Here is a 16,742-nt window from a genome sequence, read left to right as displayed (position 1 = left end):
GTCTACCCAATGTCAGGAGGCACGGCTACGCGATGGAGTTCCGCCCCGAATCGGGACGCGATGGAAGGGGGCGGGGCTCGTCCGGCTCTGCGTCAGGACCGCCCGGGTCGGAACATCAGGTGAACACCACGGTTCGCCGAGGGGATAGCGTCCTCGGAGCGTCGACACCTTGCAATCATCATCATCTGGTCTCTGCTTCCTGGTCGCGGAGACCGAACCGCCGGATGCCCGACAGAAACGGCGCGAGAGCGTCGGCCGGTCGTCCGGGGAAACCTACCTGGAGATCCTCGCGCGCCTCGCGCCCGGTTCCGCCTGCGACAGGGTCAAGCCTGCCGACGCGGACGGCGCGCTGCCGTCGGGCACGTCGCTGGTCGACTACGACGCCGTGTTCATGAGCGGATCGCCGTTGTCCCTGTACGAGGAGACCCCTGAGGTCCGGCGGGCCCTCGCCTTCATGGGCGCCGTCTTCACCTCCGGCACGCCCTCGTTCGGCTCGTGCGTCGGCCTGCAGCTCGCTACGGTCGCGGCGGGCGGCACGGTCCGGCAGAACCGCAACGGCCCGGAGGCGGGCTTTGCCCGGCGCATCGTGCCGACCGAGGAAGGCCGGTCCCATCCCCTCCTGCGGGGGCGGCCCGCGGCCTACGACGCGCCGAGCATCCACACCGACGAGGTCGAGACCCTGCCGGACACCGCGACCCTGCTCGCGCTCAACCGTTCCACCGTCGTCCAGGCGGCGGAAGTCCGCCATGACGGCGGCACGTTCTGGGGCGTGCAGTACCATCCCGAGATCGGCCTCGACGAGGTGACCGGCGCGCTTCGGCGCCAGGCGGACGACCTGGTCGAGGCCGGGTTGGCCTTGTCCCGCCATGAGGTCGAGACCCACGCCGATCTGGTGGAGGCCTTGCACCGCGAACCGACCCGCCGCGACCTCGCTTGGCGCCTCGGCCTGGACGATCAGGTCACGGACGACGGCAACCGGCAGGTCGAGATCCGCAACTTCATCGCGACGCTGGTGCGCGAGATCCGGAGCCGACGCCGTTAGGTGACGCGCACAGGGTCCCGGCGTCGGGTCGGGCGCCGACGAACCTAACTCTTCAGTGGCTCCGGGTGCTTGTCGTCAGGCAAAGTTTTGCGAACGTGGTGCCGGACGATCTCGGGGCTGAACGGCTTGCCGATGAACGTCGCCTTCTCAGGCATATCCCCCGGCCCGGGCTTGGCGTTGCCGGAGGCGACCACGACCGCGATGTGGGGCCAATTCTCCGCGGTCCGCCGCGCCAGCTCGAAGCCATCGGCTCCACCCGGCATGTGCACGTCGGTGAAGAGAAGTTGCACCGCCTCGTGATGCTCGCCGAGCACCTCCAAGGCCTGCGCGACGTTCATCGCCTCAAGCACCTTGAACCCCGCATCCTCCAGGATGCTGGTCGCGTCCATGAGGATCAGGACGTCGTCATCGACGACGAGGGCGTGGGGCGCATCGCCCGGGGCGTCTTGGGTCACGCAGCAGGAATGGATGACCCGCGGTAAGGTTGCCCTCGACGTATTCGATATCCCTTTCCGGTCGAATTTGCCGCCGAGGCGCGCGGCATCTCGACCCCACCGGCAACCCCGGTCGAGTGCCTACGTTGGAACCGATGGCTCAGAATCCTCCGCTCCGGTTCGACCCTGCCTTCGAGACCACCCCCGAGGATGAGGCCGAGACGCAGCGTGGCCTGACCGAGGCAATGCTAGGCATCCAGCGCACGACCCACGCCGACACCGGCTACGCCCACCGTGCCGTCCATGCCAAGGCGCATGGTTACCTCCGGGCCAGGTTCGAGGTGCTTGCCGACCTGCCGCCGGAACTCGCCCAGGGACTGTTCGCCACCCCGGCGACTTACGACGCCATCATGCGGTTCAGCACCACGCCGGGCGACGTGCTGCATGACGGCGTGTCGACGCCGCGCGGTGCTGCCCTCAAGGTCCTGGGCGTACCAGGGCGGCGCCTCCCCGGCAGCGAGGGCGAGACGACACAGAATTACGTGCTCGGCAACTCGCCGTCGTTCCAGATCGGTACGGCCAAGGGCTTCCTCCGCCAGCTGAGGCCGCTGGCCGCCACCACGGGTCGCGCGGAACCGGTGAAGAAGGTCGTTTCAGCGGTGACGCGCACCGCCGAGGCGGCCCTCGAAATGGTCGGGGGCAAGTCGGCGACGCTGACCACCCTGGCCGGCCAGGCGAAGACACATCTTCTCGGCGACAGCTTCTTCTCCCAGGCCGCGCTTTTGCATGGCGACTATTTCGCCAAGGTAGCCCTTTCCCCGGTCTCGTCGGAGCTCGTCGCCCTATCGGAGAGCCCCATCGACACGTCCGGCCATCCCGATGCGCTGCGCGAGACCGTGCGGGATCACTTCCGGACGTGCCCTGGCGTCTGGGAGTTCCGTGTCCAGTTGGCCACCGACATCGACGCGATGCCGGTCGAGGACGCGGCCGCGATGTGGCCCGAGGACGCGAGCCCCTACCTGCCCGTCGCCCGGATCATGGCCCTCCCGCAGGACACTTGGTCGGATGGCATGCGGGAATGGGTCGAGGACAACCTTGCCTTCAACCCGTGGACGGGCCTCGCCGCGCACCGGCCACTCGGCTCGATCATGCGTGCCCGTCGACCCGCCTACGCCGCCGCTCGCGCCTACCGATCCCAGGGCAACGGGGCCGAAATCTCCGAACCCACCGGGATGCCGACGGCCTAGGGACCGGCGGTCTCGATCCCCTTCCTGCTGAGGCCGCACATAAACCGCACCGCAGCCCGTGGCAGTTCGCTCGTCGGGATCGACTCCCCCGCGTCCGCCCTGCCCCGTAAGAAACCCACAGGTTTTCCGCCTGGATTCGCCGGCGGATGACGGGTTCGAGCGTTGCCCAGTCTCAACGAAGCGTTCGCTCGGCCTGCATCGGCGATGAGCGATGCAGGCGGCCGTCGACCAGCACAAACCAAGGTGTCGAATGGGGAAGATCGCCGAGGCGCAGATGATCGGAAGCCTGTCACCGGACGGTGATGTCCGGGCGGCTTCGCGAGACGCGATGACGGCTGCGCTCGCCACGTTCAAACCGGGCAGGCCCGTCCTGGTTGTCAGTCATTTCGATGCGGATGGTCTGACCGCGGCTGCCATCCTGATCCGGGCCCTCCGGCAGGCGGGAAGAGAGGCGTTGTCCGTTGTCGTCGGCAAGGGGGAGTCGCCGTGGGACCCGGAGGTCGCCGACCGGCTCGGCGAGCACGGGCCCGGCGGCCTGATCGTCGCCGACCTTGGCACCCGGGTCGATCCCGTGCTGCCGGGTTGCCCGACGCTCGTCATCGATCACCACGTCCCGACCGGCGAACCGGTGGATGCCATCACGATCAGCGGAAACGGCCTCGATCCCGAGCCGACCACCGCCTTGCTCGCGTGGTGGGCTGCCGGTGCCCTGGGAGACCAAGCCGATCTCCTATGGCTGGCGGCGGTGGGCCTGATCGGCGACATGGCCGAGGGCCTACCTTTCCCCGAGATCGCCGAGGCTCAGACGCGCTGGGGAAAGACGGCCCTTCGCGATGCCACGTCGCTCGTCAACGCCCCCCGCCGGACCGCGGCGGCCGATGCAGGGCCGGCGTTACGCCTCCTGCTGGCATCGGACGGACCAAAACGCATCACCAAGGGCGATGACGCGGACGCATCGGCTCTGCACGCGGCCAAGGCCGAGGTCCGCGCCGCCATGGACGTCGCCAAGCGCATCCCGCCGGCAATCGGTGGCGACGTCGCGCTGATCGCCCTCGACTCGCCATGCCAGATCCATCCCCTGGTGGCGCAGCAATGGCGTGGGCGCCTGAAGGACAAGATCGTCATCGCCGCCAACGCTGGCTACCGCCCCGGATGGGTGCACTTCGCGGCAAGGTCGGCAAGTGGGCGGGATCTGATCGCCTTCCTCGCCGAGCATCGTCCGGCCAACGCCGACGGTCGCTACGGCAACGGCCACGCCCAGGCGACCGGCGGGGCGCTGCGCAACGCCGACTGGAACCACTTCATCCGGGGACTTGGGTTTCCCCAGGCACAGGTGCAGGCATGACCGGCCATGATCGTCCCTCGCGGCTGGGCTTTCCCGTCAAGGTGATGGGTCGCCCTGACCTGAGAATGGCAGGATACGAGGCGCTGACAGAAGGACCCGCACCTCAAGTGCCCGCTCGAACTGCTCGACCCTGTCCTGGACTATCTCCAGTCCAGGAATCTCGACATGTCCCCGCGCCCTGTCCCGGAAGCGGACCTCTGACCCTGTTCCTGTCCGCGATCCCGGCGCCTGTCACGGACGCGCCGCCGAAAACCGGCTCTGCGTCGCGGCGCGTCCTCGACGCAAGCGCACAGACTTCACCGCTGGCTTGCCTGGAGCAGGCTCCACATCACACAGTCCGCCAAGGCGGGCCGACAGGACTATGGGGCGACAGCGAGCATTCCGATGGCGGCTGAGACGGGCAGAACGACGCTGGGGAATGCGCTTCACGAGCGGTTCGGAGAGATTGTCGCGATTCCACCACACCTCTCGGGCCTGGATGCGTTGATCCAGATCGCAGACCATCGCGTTCACCGTCGCTACAGCGACCGCCCCGTCGAGCCCGACCTGATCCGACTGATCTGCGCGCTGGCGCTCTCCGCACCCTCGAAGAGCGACCTGCAGCAGCGCGATATCGTGGTGGTTACGGACCCCGCGCTACGGCGGAGGATCGCCGCGTTTCTCCCCCACATGCCCTGGGTCCGCGAAGCGCCGGCTTTCCTCGTGTTCTGCGCCAACGGTGCGCGTCTGCCCGAGATCGCGCGCATGCGCGGAAAGCCCTTCGCGAATGACCACCTCGATCTGTTCTTCAACGCCACCGCCGACGCGGCGATCGCCCTGGCGACGGCGATCCGCGCCGCCGAAGCGATGGGGCTCGGCTGCTGCCCGATCAGCGAGATCAGAAACAACGCGCGGGACGTCAGCGACTGGCTGGCGCTGCCTGAACGGGTGATCCCGTTCGCGGGCTTCTGCCTCGGCTGGCCGGCGGATGCGGGTCAGATCAGCCCACGCTTGCCGCTCGCCACGACCGTGCACGAGGACCGGTATGGCTGCACGACCCTGGCAACGGATCTCGCGGCCTACGACCGTCGCCGCAGAGCCCAGCAGCCGTACCCCGAGCAGCGCAACACGGCCCGATGGGGTGAAGCCGTCGATTACGGCTGGTCGGAGGACAAGGCACGCCAATACGCCGAGCCGCAGCGGACGGAATTCGGTGCCTTCGTGAGACAGCGCGGCTTCAGGCTCGACTGAGCCCAGGATCAGCCGCTCAGGTCCCCGACGGCTCGACGATGGCGCGGACGATCCCTCCTGTCACGATCTAGGGGGCACGCTCACCTCTCGACCATACCGCGGCCTTCAAGCGCAACTTCGGCTCGGGCCGGTTCAGACATTTCGGGGGCGTGGTTCGTCCAGGTTGAGGCGGGACGCTCATACGGCCCGGAGGCGCGCGATCACGTCGGGCGCACCTCCATGCAGCGCGAAATGACACGGCGAAGCCCTTCGCGCTCCCTGGCCGGGGCGAAGAGCGTTGCCCGCTCTGCACCGGACGCGTGCAGGTGCGCGAGAAAACAGGGCTCCACTTCGGCTCGAAGCAGCAGCGCGGCCAAGGCCGCATCATCCCCGACCGGGAAATAGCCCGGATGCTCCGGGCCCAACAAGCCGCGCGTCCCGGGAATTGCGGTGGCTAGGATCGGCAAACCGGCGGCGACCGCTTCCGATACCACGTTCGCGCCGCCTTCCTGCTGTGAACTGAGGACCATGACTCTGGCCCGCGTCAACCAGCGCCGAACCAGGGAGCCGGGCTGGTCCCCCAGCCAGTGGTAACGCGGGTTGTGCGCCATCTCTTCCCGGGCCTGATCGGCCCAGATCTGATCCCGCGCGCCGCCGAGATGTACGATCCGGATCCGGGATCGATCCGGCAGGCTCCGGGCCGCCCGGGCCGCGCAGAGCGGGTCCTTGACGGAACGCAGATGCGCGACGACGAGAACCTCGAACGCATCGTCGGAGACCGGCCAGCGCTGCGCCCGCGCGGTGGCGGATTGATAGACCACCTCGACCTTGCCGCGGTGGCGCTCCGGAAGGGCGGCGGGGACGTCGTCGTGCAGGCCGATCAGGCCGTCCGCCAGATCAAGGGAGCGCAGGGTCGGCTCCGGATCGGCCGCGAGATAGTGATAGAGATCCGTGCCGGTCAGGGCGACGATGAGGGGTCTATCCGGGTATTGCGCCTTAAAGCGCGCAATCGACGGCGCGCTGCGCCACGCGTGAAGCGCCAGCATCAGGTCGACGTCGGCGTCGTCCGGGTAGGTTGTTGACACGTCGACTTGGTGCCCGAGTTCGCCGAGGATGCGCGCCCAGCGCATCGCCGTGGTTCGATTGCCGGCGCGAGACGTTCTCGCCGCCGGTGTGATCAGGCTGATTCTCATGGTTGTGACAGGATTCCGGGACGTTTGATGAGCGCACAGGTCTCGACTGCCGATCTCGTGGCGATGCTTCAGGATGCCAGAGCGCGGACGCTCGAACTGGTGTCGGGCCTCGATCAGGACCGCCTGATGGGCCCGCAGAGCGAGATCGTGAACCCCCTCCTGTGGGAAATCGGCCATCTCGCCTGGTTTCACGAACATTTCATCCTGCGCGGCATCGACCGGGCACAGCCCCGGAGGGCGGACGCTGACAGGCTCTACGACTCCGCGCGGGTGCCGCACGCGACGCGCTGGTCGATCCCGTTGCCGGCTTTACCCGACACCCTCGCCTATATGGCGGGCGTGCAGGAGGCGCTCGTCCGGCGCCTCGACGGCCACGAGCCGACGGCGCAGGAGGCCGAGCTCTACCAGCTCGTCACCTTCCACGAGGACATGCACGACGAGGCCTTCACCTACACGCGTCAGACTCTGGGCTATCCGCGGCCGTCCTTTGCCGCCTCGGCCTTGGCCCAGGACACGGGGACGGGTCCCTGGCCCGGCGACGTCGCGGTCGGCGGGGGCACGTGGCAGCTCGGCGCAGAGCCCGGCGGCGGCTTCGTCTTCGACAACGAGAAATGGGCGCATCCCGTGTCCGTGGCGGCGTTCCACATCGCCCGCGCGCCGGTGACCAACGGGGCGTTCGCCGCCTTCGTGGCGGATGGCGGCTATCGGAATGCCGCCTGCTGGGACGCCGAGGGGGCGCGGTGGCGCGATGGATGCGGCGCCGAGCACCCGGTCTACTGGACGCCTCACGGGCCCGGCGACTGGACCTGCCGGCGGTTCGACCGGGATGAGCCGCTGGCGCCCGATCAGCCGGTCGTCCACGTCAACTGGTACGAAGCCAACGCCTATTGCCGCTGGGCGGGCCGACGGCTGCCGACCGAGGCGGAATGGGAGGCTGCGGCAGCCGGCGCGCCGACGCCGGACGGCAGGTTGAGCGACACCAAGCGCACCTATCCCTGGGGAGACAGCGCGCCGACCGCCACGCATGCCAACCTCGATGGCGGCCACCTCGGCTGTGTCGACGTCGCGGCCTTCCCCGAGGGCGACAGCGCCTGGGGCTGCCGGCAGATGCTCGGCAACGTCTGGGAATGGACGGCGAGCCCGTTCCTCCCCTTCCCCGGCTTCGCGCCGGATGCCTACAGGGAATATTCGGAGCCCGCCTTCGGGACGCGCAAGGTCCTGCGGGGCGGCGCCTGGGCGACCCGCGCGCGGATGGTCGACACCGCCTACCGCAACTTCTTCGGCCCAGAGCGCCGCGACGTGTTCGCCGGCTTCCGGACGGTCGCCCTCTAGATCGGGAACCGAGCGGCCGCGACCGCGGCGACGAGGCGGAGCGCCGTCGTCGCGCCGTTGGCCTCGCCCTTCTCGAAATCGCCGGCCTGACCCATCTGGTTGGTCACGTGGGCGAAGCACAGGACGGCCTTGCCGCGCGCCTGCGCGAACGCATACAGGGCCGCCGCCTCCATCTCGACCGCGAGGATCCCCCGCGCCCGGGCCGCCGCGATGGCCTGCTCGGTCTCGCGATAGGGGGCGTCGGTCGTCCAGGTGGCGCCCCGTTCGACGGGTTCACCGATCCCCGTCAGCGCGGGCGCCACGGCCGCTACCAGATCCCGTGGAGCTTCCACGAACTCGGCCGGCGGCAGGTAGTGATAGCTCGTGCCCTCGTCGCGCAGGGCCGCCTCGATGAGGATGAAGTAGGGCGGCGCCCGCAGCGCCGTGATCTGTCCCGACGAGGTGATGCTGATCAGGAGTTCGCAGCCGGAGGCGAACATCTGCTCGGCCACCAGCACGGCGAAAGGCGCGCCGACCGCGCAGCCGACGATGCCGATCGCGCGGCCGGATTCCGCGAACCGGTGAAGGGTGCTGTGGTAGCAGGCCCAATCGGGATCGGGCCGGGCCCGCCCGGTCGCGCAGAGGTGGCGCACGATGTCGCCGTCCGGGTCTAGGACGCACACAGCCGGCACGCGGCCGGCGCCGAGACCGCGTTGCCGGCGCGCCTCGCGGAGCAGGTTCTCGGGCGTGAACGCCGAGGCTGCCGCGTGCGCCTTGTCGCGCAGGATCGGGGCGGTCGCCGGCTCGTCGGGCGGCATCGGACGGGGTCAGGCCTCGACGCGGATCGCGGCCGGGCCGGCCTCGAACCGCCCGACCACGGCGGCCTGCGCGAAGCCCGCCTCCCGGCACTGAGCGAGGATCGCCTCCGCTCGTGCGGGGGTACAGGTCACGAGCAGGCCCCCGGAGGTCTGCGGATCCGTGAGGATATGCCGGCGCCAATCCGGCAGGCCCTCGGGCAGGCGCACCTGCCCCCCGAAGCTCGCCCAGTTGCGGTGCGAGGCGCCGGTGACGAAGCCCTCCCGGGCCAGGGCCTCGGCCCGGGGCAGGAGCGGGAGATCGTTTCCGGCGATCACGAAGGTCAGGCCGGCGCCGCGGGCGAGTTCCAGGCCGTGGCCCAGCAGGCCGAAGCCGGTGATATCGGTGATGGCGTGGACCTCCGGATCGCGCGCCAGATCAGCCCCGACCTTGTTGAGGCGTGTCGTGGTGCCGACGAAATCGGCGTAGCCGGAGGCGTCGAGGGCCTCCCGCTTGATCGCCGCCGAGTAGATCCCGACGCCGAGGGGTTTGGTCAGGATGGCGACGTCACCGGCACGGGCATCGGCGTTGCGCCGCAGATGCGCGCGGTCGCACGAGCCGATCACCGCCAGGCCGTAAATCGGCTCCGGCGTGTCGATCGAGTGGCCGCCGGCGATGGGAATACCCGCCTCGGCGCAGGTGGCCGCGCCGCCCTTCAGGATCTCGGCGACGATCGCGGGGGCGATCTTGCCGACCGGCATGCCCAGGATGGCCAGCGCCAGCATCGGCTTGCCGCCCATCGCGTAGACGTCGGAGATGGCATTGGTGGCGGCGATCCGGCCGAAATCGTGCGGGTCGTCCACCATCGGCGTGAAGAAGTCCGTGGTGGCGATCAGGCAGGTGCCGTCATCCAGGGCCCAGACCGCCGCATCATCGGCGGTCTCGTTGCCGACCAGCAGGCGCTCGAACGGACCGGCGACCGGCTGGTCGGCCAGGAGCGTGCGCAGCACCGCGGGATCGAGCTTGCAGCCGCATCCACCGCCATGGGCGAGGCTGGTGAGGCGAACCGGGGGCGTATCCATCAAGCAATCCTCTCGTGTCGATATCCGGGTGGGACCGTGTCGGGCACGGGGTCACCAGACAAGTGCAGGCATCCGGTAGAATCGGTCGGACGCGGCCATCGGCGGGGGCTGCGCGGTTCCGATCTGGAGCGCCGCAAAGCCGTTTCCCAGTGCCCCCGCCACGTCGAGGGGGACAGTGTCGCCGATCCCCAGGGTTTGCGCGGGGGCGACGGGCCGTCCGCGCACGCGTGCGGCCTTGTCCAGGGCGCGACGGTAGATCAGGGCGCCGGGCTTCCCGGTCTCGACGACGTGGCCCCCGAGGGCGCGGTAGCGCTCGGCGACGAGACCGGCGAAGCGCAGGCGCGTCGCGCCCACCGTCAGGCTCGTATCAGGATTGGTGCAGAGCAGGCGCTGGCCGCGCTCCAGCGCGGCCTCCAATGTCGCGTCGAGGTCGTCGTCGCAATCCGGATAGCCCGTGCAGACGATCTGCTCAGCCGCGTCCACCGGGACCGGCGTGACCGGCAGCCCCGCGAACAGGACCCGGTCGCGCGCCGGCCCGATGTGATGGACGCGCCGGACACCCGCCTCTTCGAGGAGGCTCCGGGCGACGTCGCCTCCGGTCACCAGATCATCGTACGGGTCGGGGATCCCGCGGGCCCGGAGGGATTCCGCCAGACGCATCCCGGGCTCGGCGGCGTTCGAGACGAGGATCACCGTGCCCCCGCCGGACCGGAAGGCGGCCAGCGCCTCGGCTGCGGCGGGAAAGACCCGCGTCGCGTTGTGGAGCACACCGAAGACGTCGCACAGCACGACGGCAAAGGACTCCGCGAGCCGGCTCAGGCCAGTGAGCGCCGGGGGCGCGTCAGCCACGGGCAGGCCGCGCCTGGACGATCGTCGTGCAGGCGCTCTCGAGCTTCGGCAGCTCGCGGGCCGGCGCCATGACGATCGAGAGGGGCCTGACCTCGCCGCGCACGATCGGGCAGTAGGGATCGACCTGATCGAGCCGCTCCATCAGCCGCCTCCGCCCGGCGCAGCCGCCATGGCAGGATTCCGCGTAGGCGCAGCCCCGGCAGGGTTCCGGCAGGGCCCGGACCGCCGTGAACGGGGCCGTGGCGACGATCTCGCTGCCGGCCTGACGGAGGGTTTCGAGGCTCTGGCCCGTGCCGCCCCAATACACGCAGGGTTGCACCGTCGCGCGGGGCGTGACCCGCACCGTGCCGACCCCGCATCCGCCCCGGCGCGCCGGGAGGCCCGCCATGGCCCGGACGAGCGGCTCGCCGATGGCGATCACGTCGGTTTCGGCGAAGAGGCGCGCGAACCCGTCCCAATATTCCGCGTAGGTGAGGGCGAAGGTGTCCGTACGCACCGCCTGGTAGACGTTGATGCGCAGCGGCGCATCGAAGCCGCGGGCCAGGGCGGCGATCTCGTGCAGCCGGTCGAAATTGGTCCGCATCATCACGGCGATGAAGGTGACGCCGACACCGAGCGCCCGGCAGCGGGCGGCCTGCGCCATCACGAGGTCCCAGTTGCCGGCGCCGCGCTGCGCGTCCTGCTCCTCCCGGGTGGGGTAGTCGATCGAGAATTCCACATCGGCGAAGGCCTGAACCGCCGCGTCGTCCATCACGGCGATCGAGTGCCCGTTCGACGTGATCGTGAGCTTGATCGGCTCGGCCCGGAGCAGATCGAGGAGTTGCCGGAACTGGGGGTGCATCCCGTTCTCGCCGGTCCCCAGATTGACGGAGCGTACCGGCAGGCTGTCGAGCACCATCCGCAGCTGTTCCGGTCCGAGACGGTCCAGGCGATCGGGATCGCGGTAGCAGAAGGAGCAGGCGAGGTTGCACTCGTTGGTGAGCCCGACCCCCAGAGCGAATGACGGCGTGGGCGCAGCGGCGTCCGGCTCCAGTGGGTGCGGCGTCCCGAGGTCCATAGCCATGCAGATCCTCTCGCCTGATCTCGACAGGCACCATCGGGCCACCGGCGCCCGACCCCGGAGCGTCGCAGCTTCCTTCGCACGGCACGGCGCATCGGTAACATCACATCTTCAGCAAGATTGATAACCGCGGTCGATCCGCGCGCTCTACACCAATACAGCCGCCAGGGCCGAAGACGAACAGACCGGAGGCGTGACGGTGCCCGCCGGGCCGATTGCCGCAGCGACGCAGCTTCGCGTCTGGTAACCACCCGGCGCGGCGACACGAATGAGGCCCATCGACGGGCTTTACCGGGTGCTTCGCTAGACATCAGCTAGCTGTCAGTTGATTGGACATCGATGCCGGCATGGCGTCGTTCGCACATGGAATCCGGACGGGAGCACGCGATGCTGAGACGGACACTGGGCCAATGGTTGCTGGGCGCGCTGGCTGGCCTCGCGCTACCCCAGGCCGCCGGCGCGCAGGGCGGCGCCAAGCCGACCTTCGTCTTTACCGGCATCCCCGATCAGGACGAGAGCCGCCTCGTCGAGCGCTTCGGCAAGGTCGCTGCCTACCTTGAGGGCAAGCTTGGCGTGCCGGTGAAGTACCTCCCGGTGAAGAACTACCCGGCGGCGGTCACGGCCTTCACGAACGGGCAGGTCCAGCTCGCGTGGTTCGGCGGCTTCACCGGCGTCCAGGCCCGCAAGGCCTCGCCCGGGGCCCAAGCGATCGCGCAGGGCGCCGAGGATGCGGCCTTCAAGACCTACTTCATCGCCAACACCAAGACCGGCCTGACGCGCACGGCCGACTTCCCCAAGACGATCGCCGGCAAGACCTTCACGTTCGGCTCCCGGGCCTCGACCTCGGGCCGGCTGATGCCGGAATACTTCATCCGCGAGGCCTTCCCGGGCAAGACGCCCGAGGAGGTGTTTTCCCGCGTCGGTTTCTCCGGCGATCACAGCCGCACGATCCAGCTCGTCCAGTCCGGGGCCTTCGAGGTCGGGGCCGTGGACTATTCGGTCTGGGATCTCGACAACAAGGCCGGCAAGATCGATCCGAAGGAAGTCGGCATCATCTGGGAGAGCCCGCCCTTCCCGGATTACCAGTGGACCGTGCGCGGCGATGTCGACGCGATCTACGGTGCCGGGTTCACGGATCGGTTGAAGGCCGGCCTCATCGGTATCACCGATCCGGCGATCCTCGCGCCCTTCGCGCGCTCCAAGTTCATCCCGGTGACCAATGCCGCCTATGAGCCGGTGGAGCGCGTGGCGAAATCCACGGACCTGCTGGATTGAATGGCGCGCCGCCGTGAGCCCGTCCCGAGGCGAAGCCGAGGTCGTCCTGTCCGGCGCGACGGCGGCCTATGACGGCAAGCCCGTCCTGTTCGGCCTGGACCTCACCATCCGGGCCGGCGAACGCGTCGCGCTGATGGGGCGCTCGGGGGCCGGGAAATCCACCCTGCTCGGTCTGATCCACGCCCAAGCGCGCGCCCGCGTGGCGCTGATCCCGCAGGCGGCCGCCCTGGTGCGGACGCTCTCGGTCTTCCACAACGTCTATATGGGCCGCCTCGACCGGCGCTCGACCCTGCACAACCTGCGCACCCTGGCGTTCCCGGCCCGCGCCGATCTCGCGGAGGTCAGCGGGATCCTCGGCGAGGTCGGGCTCGCCGATGCGATCCGGGCCAAGGCCGGGGCGCTGTCGGGCGGCCAGCAGCAGCGCGTCTCGGTGGCGCGGGCGCTCTACAACGGGCGGCCGATCCTGATCGGCGACGAGCCGGTCTCGGCCCTGGACCGTAGGCAGGGCGGTTTGATCCTGGAGCGGATGGCCGCCCGCCACCAGACCCTCGTTCTGGCGCTCCACGACATCGCGCTGGCGCTGGCGCACACGGACCGGATCGTCGTCCTCGATGCGGGCCGGATCGTCCTCGACGCACCCGCCCGCGACCTGGACGAGGCGGCCCTCGTCCCGTTCTACGGGCAGGCCGCATGAGGGCCGCGCGATTGATGCCCGGCGCGGGCTACGCCACGGCGACCCGCTGGTTCGTCGGCGGCGCGGCGGCGGCGCTCCTCCTGGCCGACCTCGCGATCACCAGCCTCCATCCCTGGGCCGACCTGCGCCGCCTGTTCGCCGGCCTGATCCACCCGGATTTCCCGTCGGTGGAGATCTGGAGCGTCGTCTACACCGTCGCCTTCGCGATCCTGGGGGTGACCCTCGGGGCCGGGGCCGGCTTCGTCCTCGCCATCCCGTTCGCCAAGGTTCGGAGCGTGCGGCTCGCCTGCGCCGGCCTGCGCTCGGTCCACGAACTGTTCTGGGCGCTGCTGCTGACGCAGGTGTTCGGCCTGTCGGCGATCACCGGCATCCTCGCCATCGCGCTGCCCTACGCCGGCATCTGCGCCAAGGTCTATTCGGAGATCATCGAGGAGGCGGATCTCTCGGCCCTGCGGGTCCTGCCGGAGGGGACCGGCGCCCTCTCGGCCTTCGCCTACGCCCGCCTGCCCGAGGTCGCCGCGGCGTTCCGGCACTACACGCTCTACCGGTTCGAATGCGCGATGCGCTCGACCCTGGTTCTCGGCTTCATCGGCCTGCCCACCATGGGCTTCTACCTCGAATCCGCCTTCCGGCAGGGCCGCTACGCCGAGGCCGGGGCCCTGCTCCTCGTCTTCTACGGCCTGATCGGCTCCCGCCGCCTCTGGATGCGGCTCTCGACCCTGCCGATCCTGCTCGTGGGCAGCATCCTCGCCCTGCCCACGACCGTCGGGTCGACCGACTGGCTGACCAGCCTCGGCCGCTTCCTCGGCCACGACATCGTGCCGAGTCCGCTCCGGTCCGGCGCCCTCCTCGATCCCGCGACCTGGGGCCGGCTCTGGATGTGGCTCCGGCCGATCGTGACGGAGCAGATCCTGCCCGGCGCCATCCAGACGCTGGTGCTGGCGCAGATCGCGCTGGTGGCCACCGGCCTCGGCGCGCTGGTCCTGTTCCCCCTGGCCTCGCGCCGCTTCGCCGGGCCGATCGGGCAGCCCTTCGGGCGAATCCTGCTGGTGGTGGTGCGCTCGACCCCGGAATACATGCTCGCCTACGTGCTGCTGCAGCTCTTCGGCCCCTCGATGCTGCCGGCGATCCTGGCGCTGACGATCCACAATGCCGGCATCGTCGGCTACCTGATGGGACGCCACGCCGACGATCTCGCCTATCGCCCCGACGCACCGACCGGCCTGAACCTCTACAGCTACGAGACCGTGCCGCGCCTCTACGGCCAGTTCCTGGCCTACCTGCTGTATCGCTGGGAGCTGATCCTGCGCGAGAGCGCCATCTTCGGCATCCTGGGCGTGGCGACGCTCGGCTTCTACGTCGATGCCGCGATCTCGGAGTTGCGCCTGGACGTCGCCGTGCTGCTGATCGTCGCCACGGCACTCCTGACCGCGCTGGTCGATGCCCTGTCCCGCGCCTTGCGCCGGTCGCTGCGCCTCAGCGACCTGCCGACCCGCCTGTCCAAGCCCCTGCCCGGGTCCGTGGCCGAACCGCCCCTGCGGGCCGCCTGTACCTGATGGCGCGTAGCCCTTGAGAGGATCGATGCGATGCGGACGGACCCCTTCACCGACACGTGGCTGTTCCTGATCGGGCAGCAGAGTGACGAGGTCGCCCTCGGTTGGGGGCGTTGGCTGGTTGCCGCCGGCTTCGCGCTGCTGGTCCTGGCCAGCATCGTCATTGCGATCCGGGAATGGATCGAGGATCCGGCCCAGCGAACCGGCCGCGATGTCACCCTCTGGGCGCTGCGCGCCCTGATCGGCGGCATGTGGTTCCAGGGCATGCTCTGGAAGCTGCCGCTCTTCTCCACCGAGAACGGGCTGTACTACTGGACCGGCGAGGAGGTGACGAACGCCGCCTTCGCGATCCACCGGGAGCTCGTGAAGAATGTGCTGCTGCCGACGCCGACCTTCTACGTCCTGGATCTGCTGGTGTTCTTCACCGAGCTGACCTTCGCGATCTCGCTGCTGCTCGGGCTCGGCGTCCGGATCGTCGGCGCGGTCGGTGTCGTGTTCGTCGCCCAGCTCTGGCTCGGCCTCTACCTGCACCCGCAGGAATGGCCGTGGACCTACGTCTTCCTCGGCGGTCTCATGGCCCTGTTCAGCGTCTTCGCGGCGGGCCGAAGCCTGGGCCTCGACGCCGAACTGCGCCGCCGGTACCCGCCTGGCCTCACCTTTGGATGGGCCGCCAGCCTCGTGCGCGTCGCGACCTGAGGGGCGGCGCGTCAGCCGGGTGTGCGCCCCTCGCGGGACAGGGCACGCGCGAGGCGCAGGAAGGTCGTGCCGATGACCCAGGCGGCGCGCATCCCCACCCGCCAGTCCCCCGACACCTTGGAGGCGCCGCCCTGCCGGGGACGCTGCCCGACGGCGACCTCCTCGCAGCGCAGGCCCGCCGCGGCGGCGCGCATCAGCATCTCGAGATTCCAGCCATAGGTCTCGTCCCGCATGCCGAGCCGTTCCAGCGCGTCGCGGCGGATTGCCCGGAACGGGGACATGTCGGTGAAACGGGCCCCATAGGTGAGCCGCAGCAGCCAGCCCGCGAGATGGCCGGCGACGATCTGCTGGGGGCTCATGGCGCCCGGCTCGCGGTCGCCCCGGATGCGGGAGCCGTGGACGAATTCCGCCCGGCCCAGGCGGATCGGATCCAGCAGGGCCGGTACGCGGTCGAGCCGATCACTGCCATCGCCGTCGACGAACAGGACGATGCGGGTCTCCGGCGGCAGCGCGGCGAGACCGGTCTGGATCGCCCTTCCATAGCCGCGGCGGCGCTCAAGGATGACGCGCGCCCCCGCGGCGGCGGCCCGCTCCCGGGTCGCGTCCCGGGAGCCGCCATCGACGACGAGGACCGCGTCGGCCCCGTTCGCCAGGAGACCCGCGACGACGCCGCCGATCGCGGTCTCCTCGTCGAGGCAGGGCACGATGGCGGTGACGAAGGCTGACGCGGTCACAGGCTCCAGCGCAGCCCGCAATTGCCGCAGGCCTGCGGCGGCGTGTCGGACAGCAAGGCCGCCCGGAAATCCGCATAGGCCGGGCCGTTCCAGATCGCCCGCAGGGTGTCCTGCGTGGCGTCGCCGAGGGTGTAGTTCTCGTAGCCGCGCTGCGAGAACGGCGCGATGCAGCACGGCAGCGCCCGGCCGTTGGCGGTGACGTACATCACGTTCCAGGGCCGGC

At 69.9% G+C, this 16,742-nt stretch carries 17 protein-coding genes; 9 read left to right on the top strand and 8 right to left on the bottom strand.

The window, feature by feature from the left end; genetic code table 11:
- The first annotated feature begins 169 nt into the window (after positions 1–169).
- Positions 170–1,042 (top strand): type 1 glutamine amidotransferase, encoded by an 873-nt coding sequence (locus tag MKK88_RS29405; RefSeq protein ID WP_244006338.1) that lies wholly within the window; start codon positions 170–172, stop codon positions 1,040–1,042.
- A gap of 44 nt (positions 1,043–1,086) precedes the next feature.
- Here the strand turns inward: MKK88_RS29405 and MKK88_RS29400 are convergent, their stop codons facing one another.
- Positions 1,087–1,497 (bottom strand): response regulator, encoded by a 411-nt coding sequence (locus MKK88_RS29400; RefSeq protein WP_244006331.1) that lies wholly within the window; start codon positions 1,495–1,497, stop codon positions 1,087–1,089.
- Between the two features lie 134 nt (positions 1,498–1,631).
- On the opposite strand from MKK88_RS29400, the gene MKK88_RS29395 reads away from it, so the two are divergent.
- From MKK88_RS29395 to MKK88_RS29385, 3 genes are all read left to right on the top strand, one after another.
- Positions 1,632–2,723 carry a catalase family protein gene (locus tag MKK88_RS29395; RefSeq protein WP_244006329.1) on the top strand — a complete coding sequence of 364 codons (1,092 nt, stop codon included), beginning with the start codon at positions 1,632–1,634 and terminating at the stop codon, positions 2,721–2,723.
- 250 nt (positions 2,724–2,973) lie between these two features.
- Positions 2,974–4,068, top strand: coding sequence for a phosphoesterase (locus MKK88_RS29390; RefSeq protein WP_244006327.1), 1,095 nt, complete (start codon positions 2,974–2,976; stop codon positions 4,066–4,068).
- A 483-nt stretch (positions 4,069–4,551) separates the two neighbouring features.
- The gene (locus MKK88_RS29385; RefSeq protein ID WP_244006320.1) at positions 4,552–5,298 is read left to right on the top strand and encodes a nitroreductase family protein; all 747 of its coding nucleotides are present in this window, start codon (positions 4,552–4,554) and stop codon (positions 5,296–5,298) included.
- A gap of 200 nt (positions 5,299–5,498) precedes the next feature.
- On the opposite strand, the gene senB is transcribed toward MKK88_RS29385, so the two are convergent.
- Positions 5,499–6,470, bottom strand: coding sequence for a selenoneine biosynthesis selenosugar synthase SenB (gene senB, locus MKK88_RS29380; protein WP_244006314.1), 972 nt, complete (start codon positions 6,468–6,470; stop codon positions 5,499–5,501).
- 27 nt (positions 6,471–6,497) lie between these two features.
- On the opposite strand from senB, the gene senA reads away from it, so the two are divergent.
- The gene (gene senA, locus MKK88_RS29375; protein ID WP_244006312.1) at positions 6,498–7,802 is read left to right on the top strand and encodes a selenoneine synthase SenA; all 1,305 of its coding nucleotides are present in this window, start codon (positions 6,498–6,500) and stop codon (positions 7,800–7,802) included.
- Here the strand turns inward: senA and MKK88_RS29370 are convergent.
- From MKK88_RS29370 to MKK88_RS29355, 4 genes are read right to left on the bottom strand one after another with little or no spacing between them, the layout of a single operon-like run.
- A complete protein-coding gene (locus MKK88_RS29370) occupies positions 7,799–8,599 on the bottom strand; it encodes a nucleoside phosphorylase (RefSeq protein WP_244006294.1) in 801 nt (266 codons plus the stop codon). The genes senA and MKK88_RS29370 overlap by 4 nt on opposite strands.
- Before the next feature lie 9 nt (positions 8,600–8,608).
- Entirely contained in the window at positions 8,609–9,658 is a 1,050-nt protein-coding gene (gene selD, locus MKK88_RS29365; RefSeq protein ID WP_244006292.1) for a selenide, water dikinase SelD, read from the bottom strand.
- 51 nt (positions 9,659–9,709) lie between these two features.
- Positions 9,710–10,507 (bottom strand): HAD hydrolase-like protein, encoded by a 798-nt coding sequence (locus MKK88_RS29360; RefSeq protein ID WP_244006290.1) that lies wholly within the window; start codon positions 10,505–10,507, stop codon positions 9,710–9,712.
- Positions 10,500–11,570, bottom strand: a complete 1,071-nt coding sequence (locus MKK88_RS29355) for a radical SAM/SPASM domain-containing protein (RefSeq protein WP_244006288.1) — start codon at positions 11,568–11,570, stop codon at positions 10,500–10,502. Before MKK88_RS29355 ends, MKK88_RS29360 begins: the two co-directional genes overlap by 8 nt.
- Before the next feature lie 384 nt (positions 11,571–11,954).
- On the opposite strand from MKK88_RS29355, the gene MKK88_RS29350 reads away from it, so the two are divergent.
- Genes MKK88_RS29350 through MKK88_RS29335 form a run of 4 tightly spaced genes read left to right on the top strand, consistent with a single transcriptional unit; the run spans position 11,955 to position 15,785 of the window.
- Positions 11,955–12,842, top strand: a complete 888-nt coding sequence (locus MKK88_RS29350; protein ID WP_244006287.1) for a putative selenate ABC transporter substrate-binding protein — start codon at positions 11,955–11,957, stop codon at positions 12,840–12,842.
- A 13-nt stretch (positions 12,843–12,855) separates the two neighbouring features.
- The gene (locus MKK88_RS29345; RefSeq protein WP_244006285.1) at positions 12,856–13,536 is read left to right on the top strand and encodes an ATP-binding cassette domain-containing protein; all 681 of its coding nucleotides are present in this window, start codon (positions 12,856–12,858) and stop codon (positions 13,534–13,536) included.
- Entirely contained in the window at positions 13,533–15,092 is a 1,560-nt protein-coding gene (locus MKK88_RS29340) for a PhnE/PtxC family ABC transporter permease (protein ID WP_244006278.1), read from the top strand. Before MKK88_RS29345 ends, MKK88_RS29340 begins: the two co-directional genes overlap by 4 nt.
- Before the next feature lie 30 nt (positions 15,093–15,122).
- Positions 15,123–15,785: a DoxX family protein gene (locus MKK88_RS29335; RefSeq protein ID WP_244006272.1), complete on the top strand. Its 663-nt coding sequence runs from the start codon at positions 15,123–15,125 to the stop codon at positions 15,783–15,785.
- An 11-nt stretch (positions 15,786–15,796) separates the two neighbouring features.
- Here the strand turns inward: MKK88_RS29335 and MKK88_RS29330 are convergent, their stop codons facing one another.
- Both MKK88_RS29330 and MKK88_RS29325 read right to left on the bottom strand, forming a co-directional pair.
- On the bottom strand, positions 15,797–16,519 hold the full coding sequence (locus MKK88_RS29330; protein WP_244006270.1) for a glycosyltransferase family 2 protein: 723 nt from the start codon (positions 16,517–16,519) through the stop codon (positions 15,797–15,799).
- The coding region (locus MKK88_RS29325) for an SPASM domain-containing protein (RefSeq protein ID WP_244006268.1) at positions 16,516–16,742 on the bottom strand (227 nt) is incomplete at its 5' end. The genes MKK88_RS29330 and MKK88_RS29325, both read right to left, overlap by 4 nt.

Origin of the sequence: Methylobacterium sp. E-005 (genome assembly GCF_022829725.1) — a bacterium.
Taxonomy (GTDB): domain Bacteria; phylum Pseudomonadota; class Alphaproteobacteria; order Rhizobiales; family Beijerinckiaceae; genus Methylobacterium.
This window is presented reverse-complemented; position numbering and strand designations above follow the sequence as displayed.

Bases quoted from the DNA above. Each gene is read 5' to 3' on its own strand.
- MKK88_RS29370 (WP_244006294.1), bottom strand. From the start codon at position 8,599: ATGCCGCCCGACGAGCCGGCGACCGCCCCGATCCTGCGCGACAAGGCG.
- MKK88_RS29340 (WP_244006278.1), top strand. From the start codon at position 13,533: ATGAGGGCCGCGCGATTGATGCCCGGCGCGGGCTACGCCACGGCGACC.
- senA (WP_244006312.1), top strand. From the start codon at position 6,498: ATGAGCGCACAGGTCTCGACTGCCGATCTCGTGGCGATGCTTCAGGAT.
- senB (WP_244006314.1), bottom strand. From the start codon at position 6,470: ATGAGAATCAGCCTGATCACACCGGCGGCGAGAACGTCTCGCGCCGGC.
- MKK88_RS29395 (WP_244006329.1), top strand. From the start codon at position 1,632: ATGGCTCAGAATCCTCCGCTCCGGTTCGACCCTGCCTTCGAGACCACC.
- MKK88_RS29350 (WP_244006287.1), top strand. From the start codon at position 11,955: ATGCTGAGACGGACACTGGGCCAATGGTTGCTGGGCGCGCTGGCTGGC.
- MKK88_RS29355 (WP_244006288.1), bottom strand. From the start codon at position 11,570: ATGGCTATGGACCTCGGGACGCCGCACCCACTGGAGCCGGACGCCGCT.
- selD (WP_244006292.1), bottom strand. From the start codon at position 9,658: ATGGATACGCCCCCGGTTCGCCTCACCAGCCTCGCCCATGGCGGTGGA.
- MKK88_RS29390 (WP_244006327.1), top strand. From the start codon at position 2,974: ATGGGGAAGATCGCCGAGGCGCAGATGATCGGAAGCCTGTCACCGGAC.
- MKK88_RS29335 (WP_244006272.1), top strand. From the start codon at position 15,123: ATGCGGACGGACCCCTTCACCGACACGTGGCTGTTCCTGATCGGGCAG.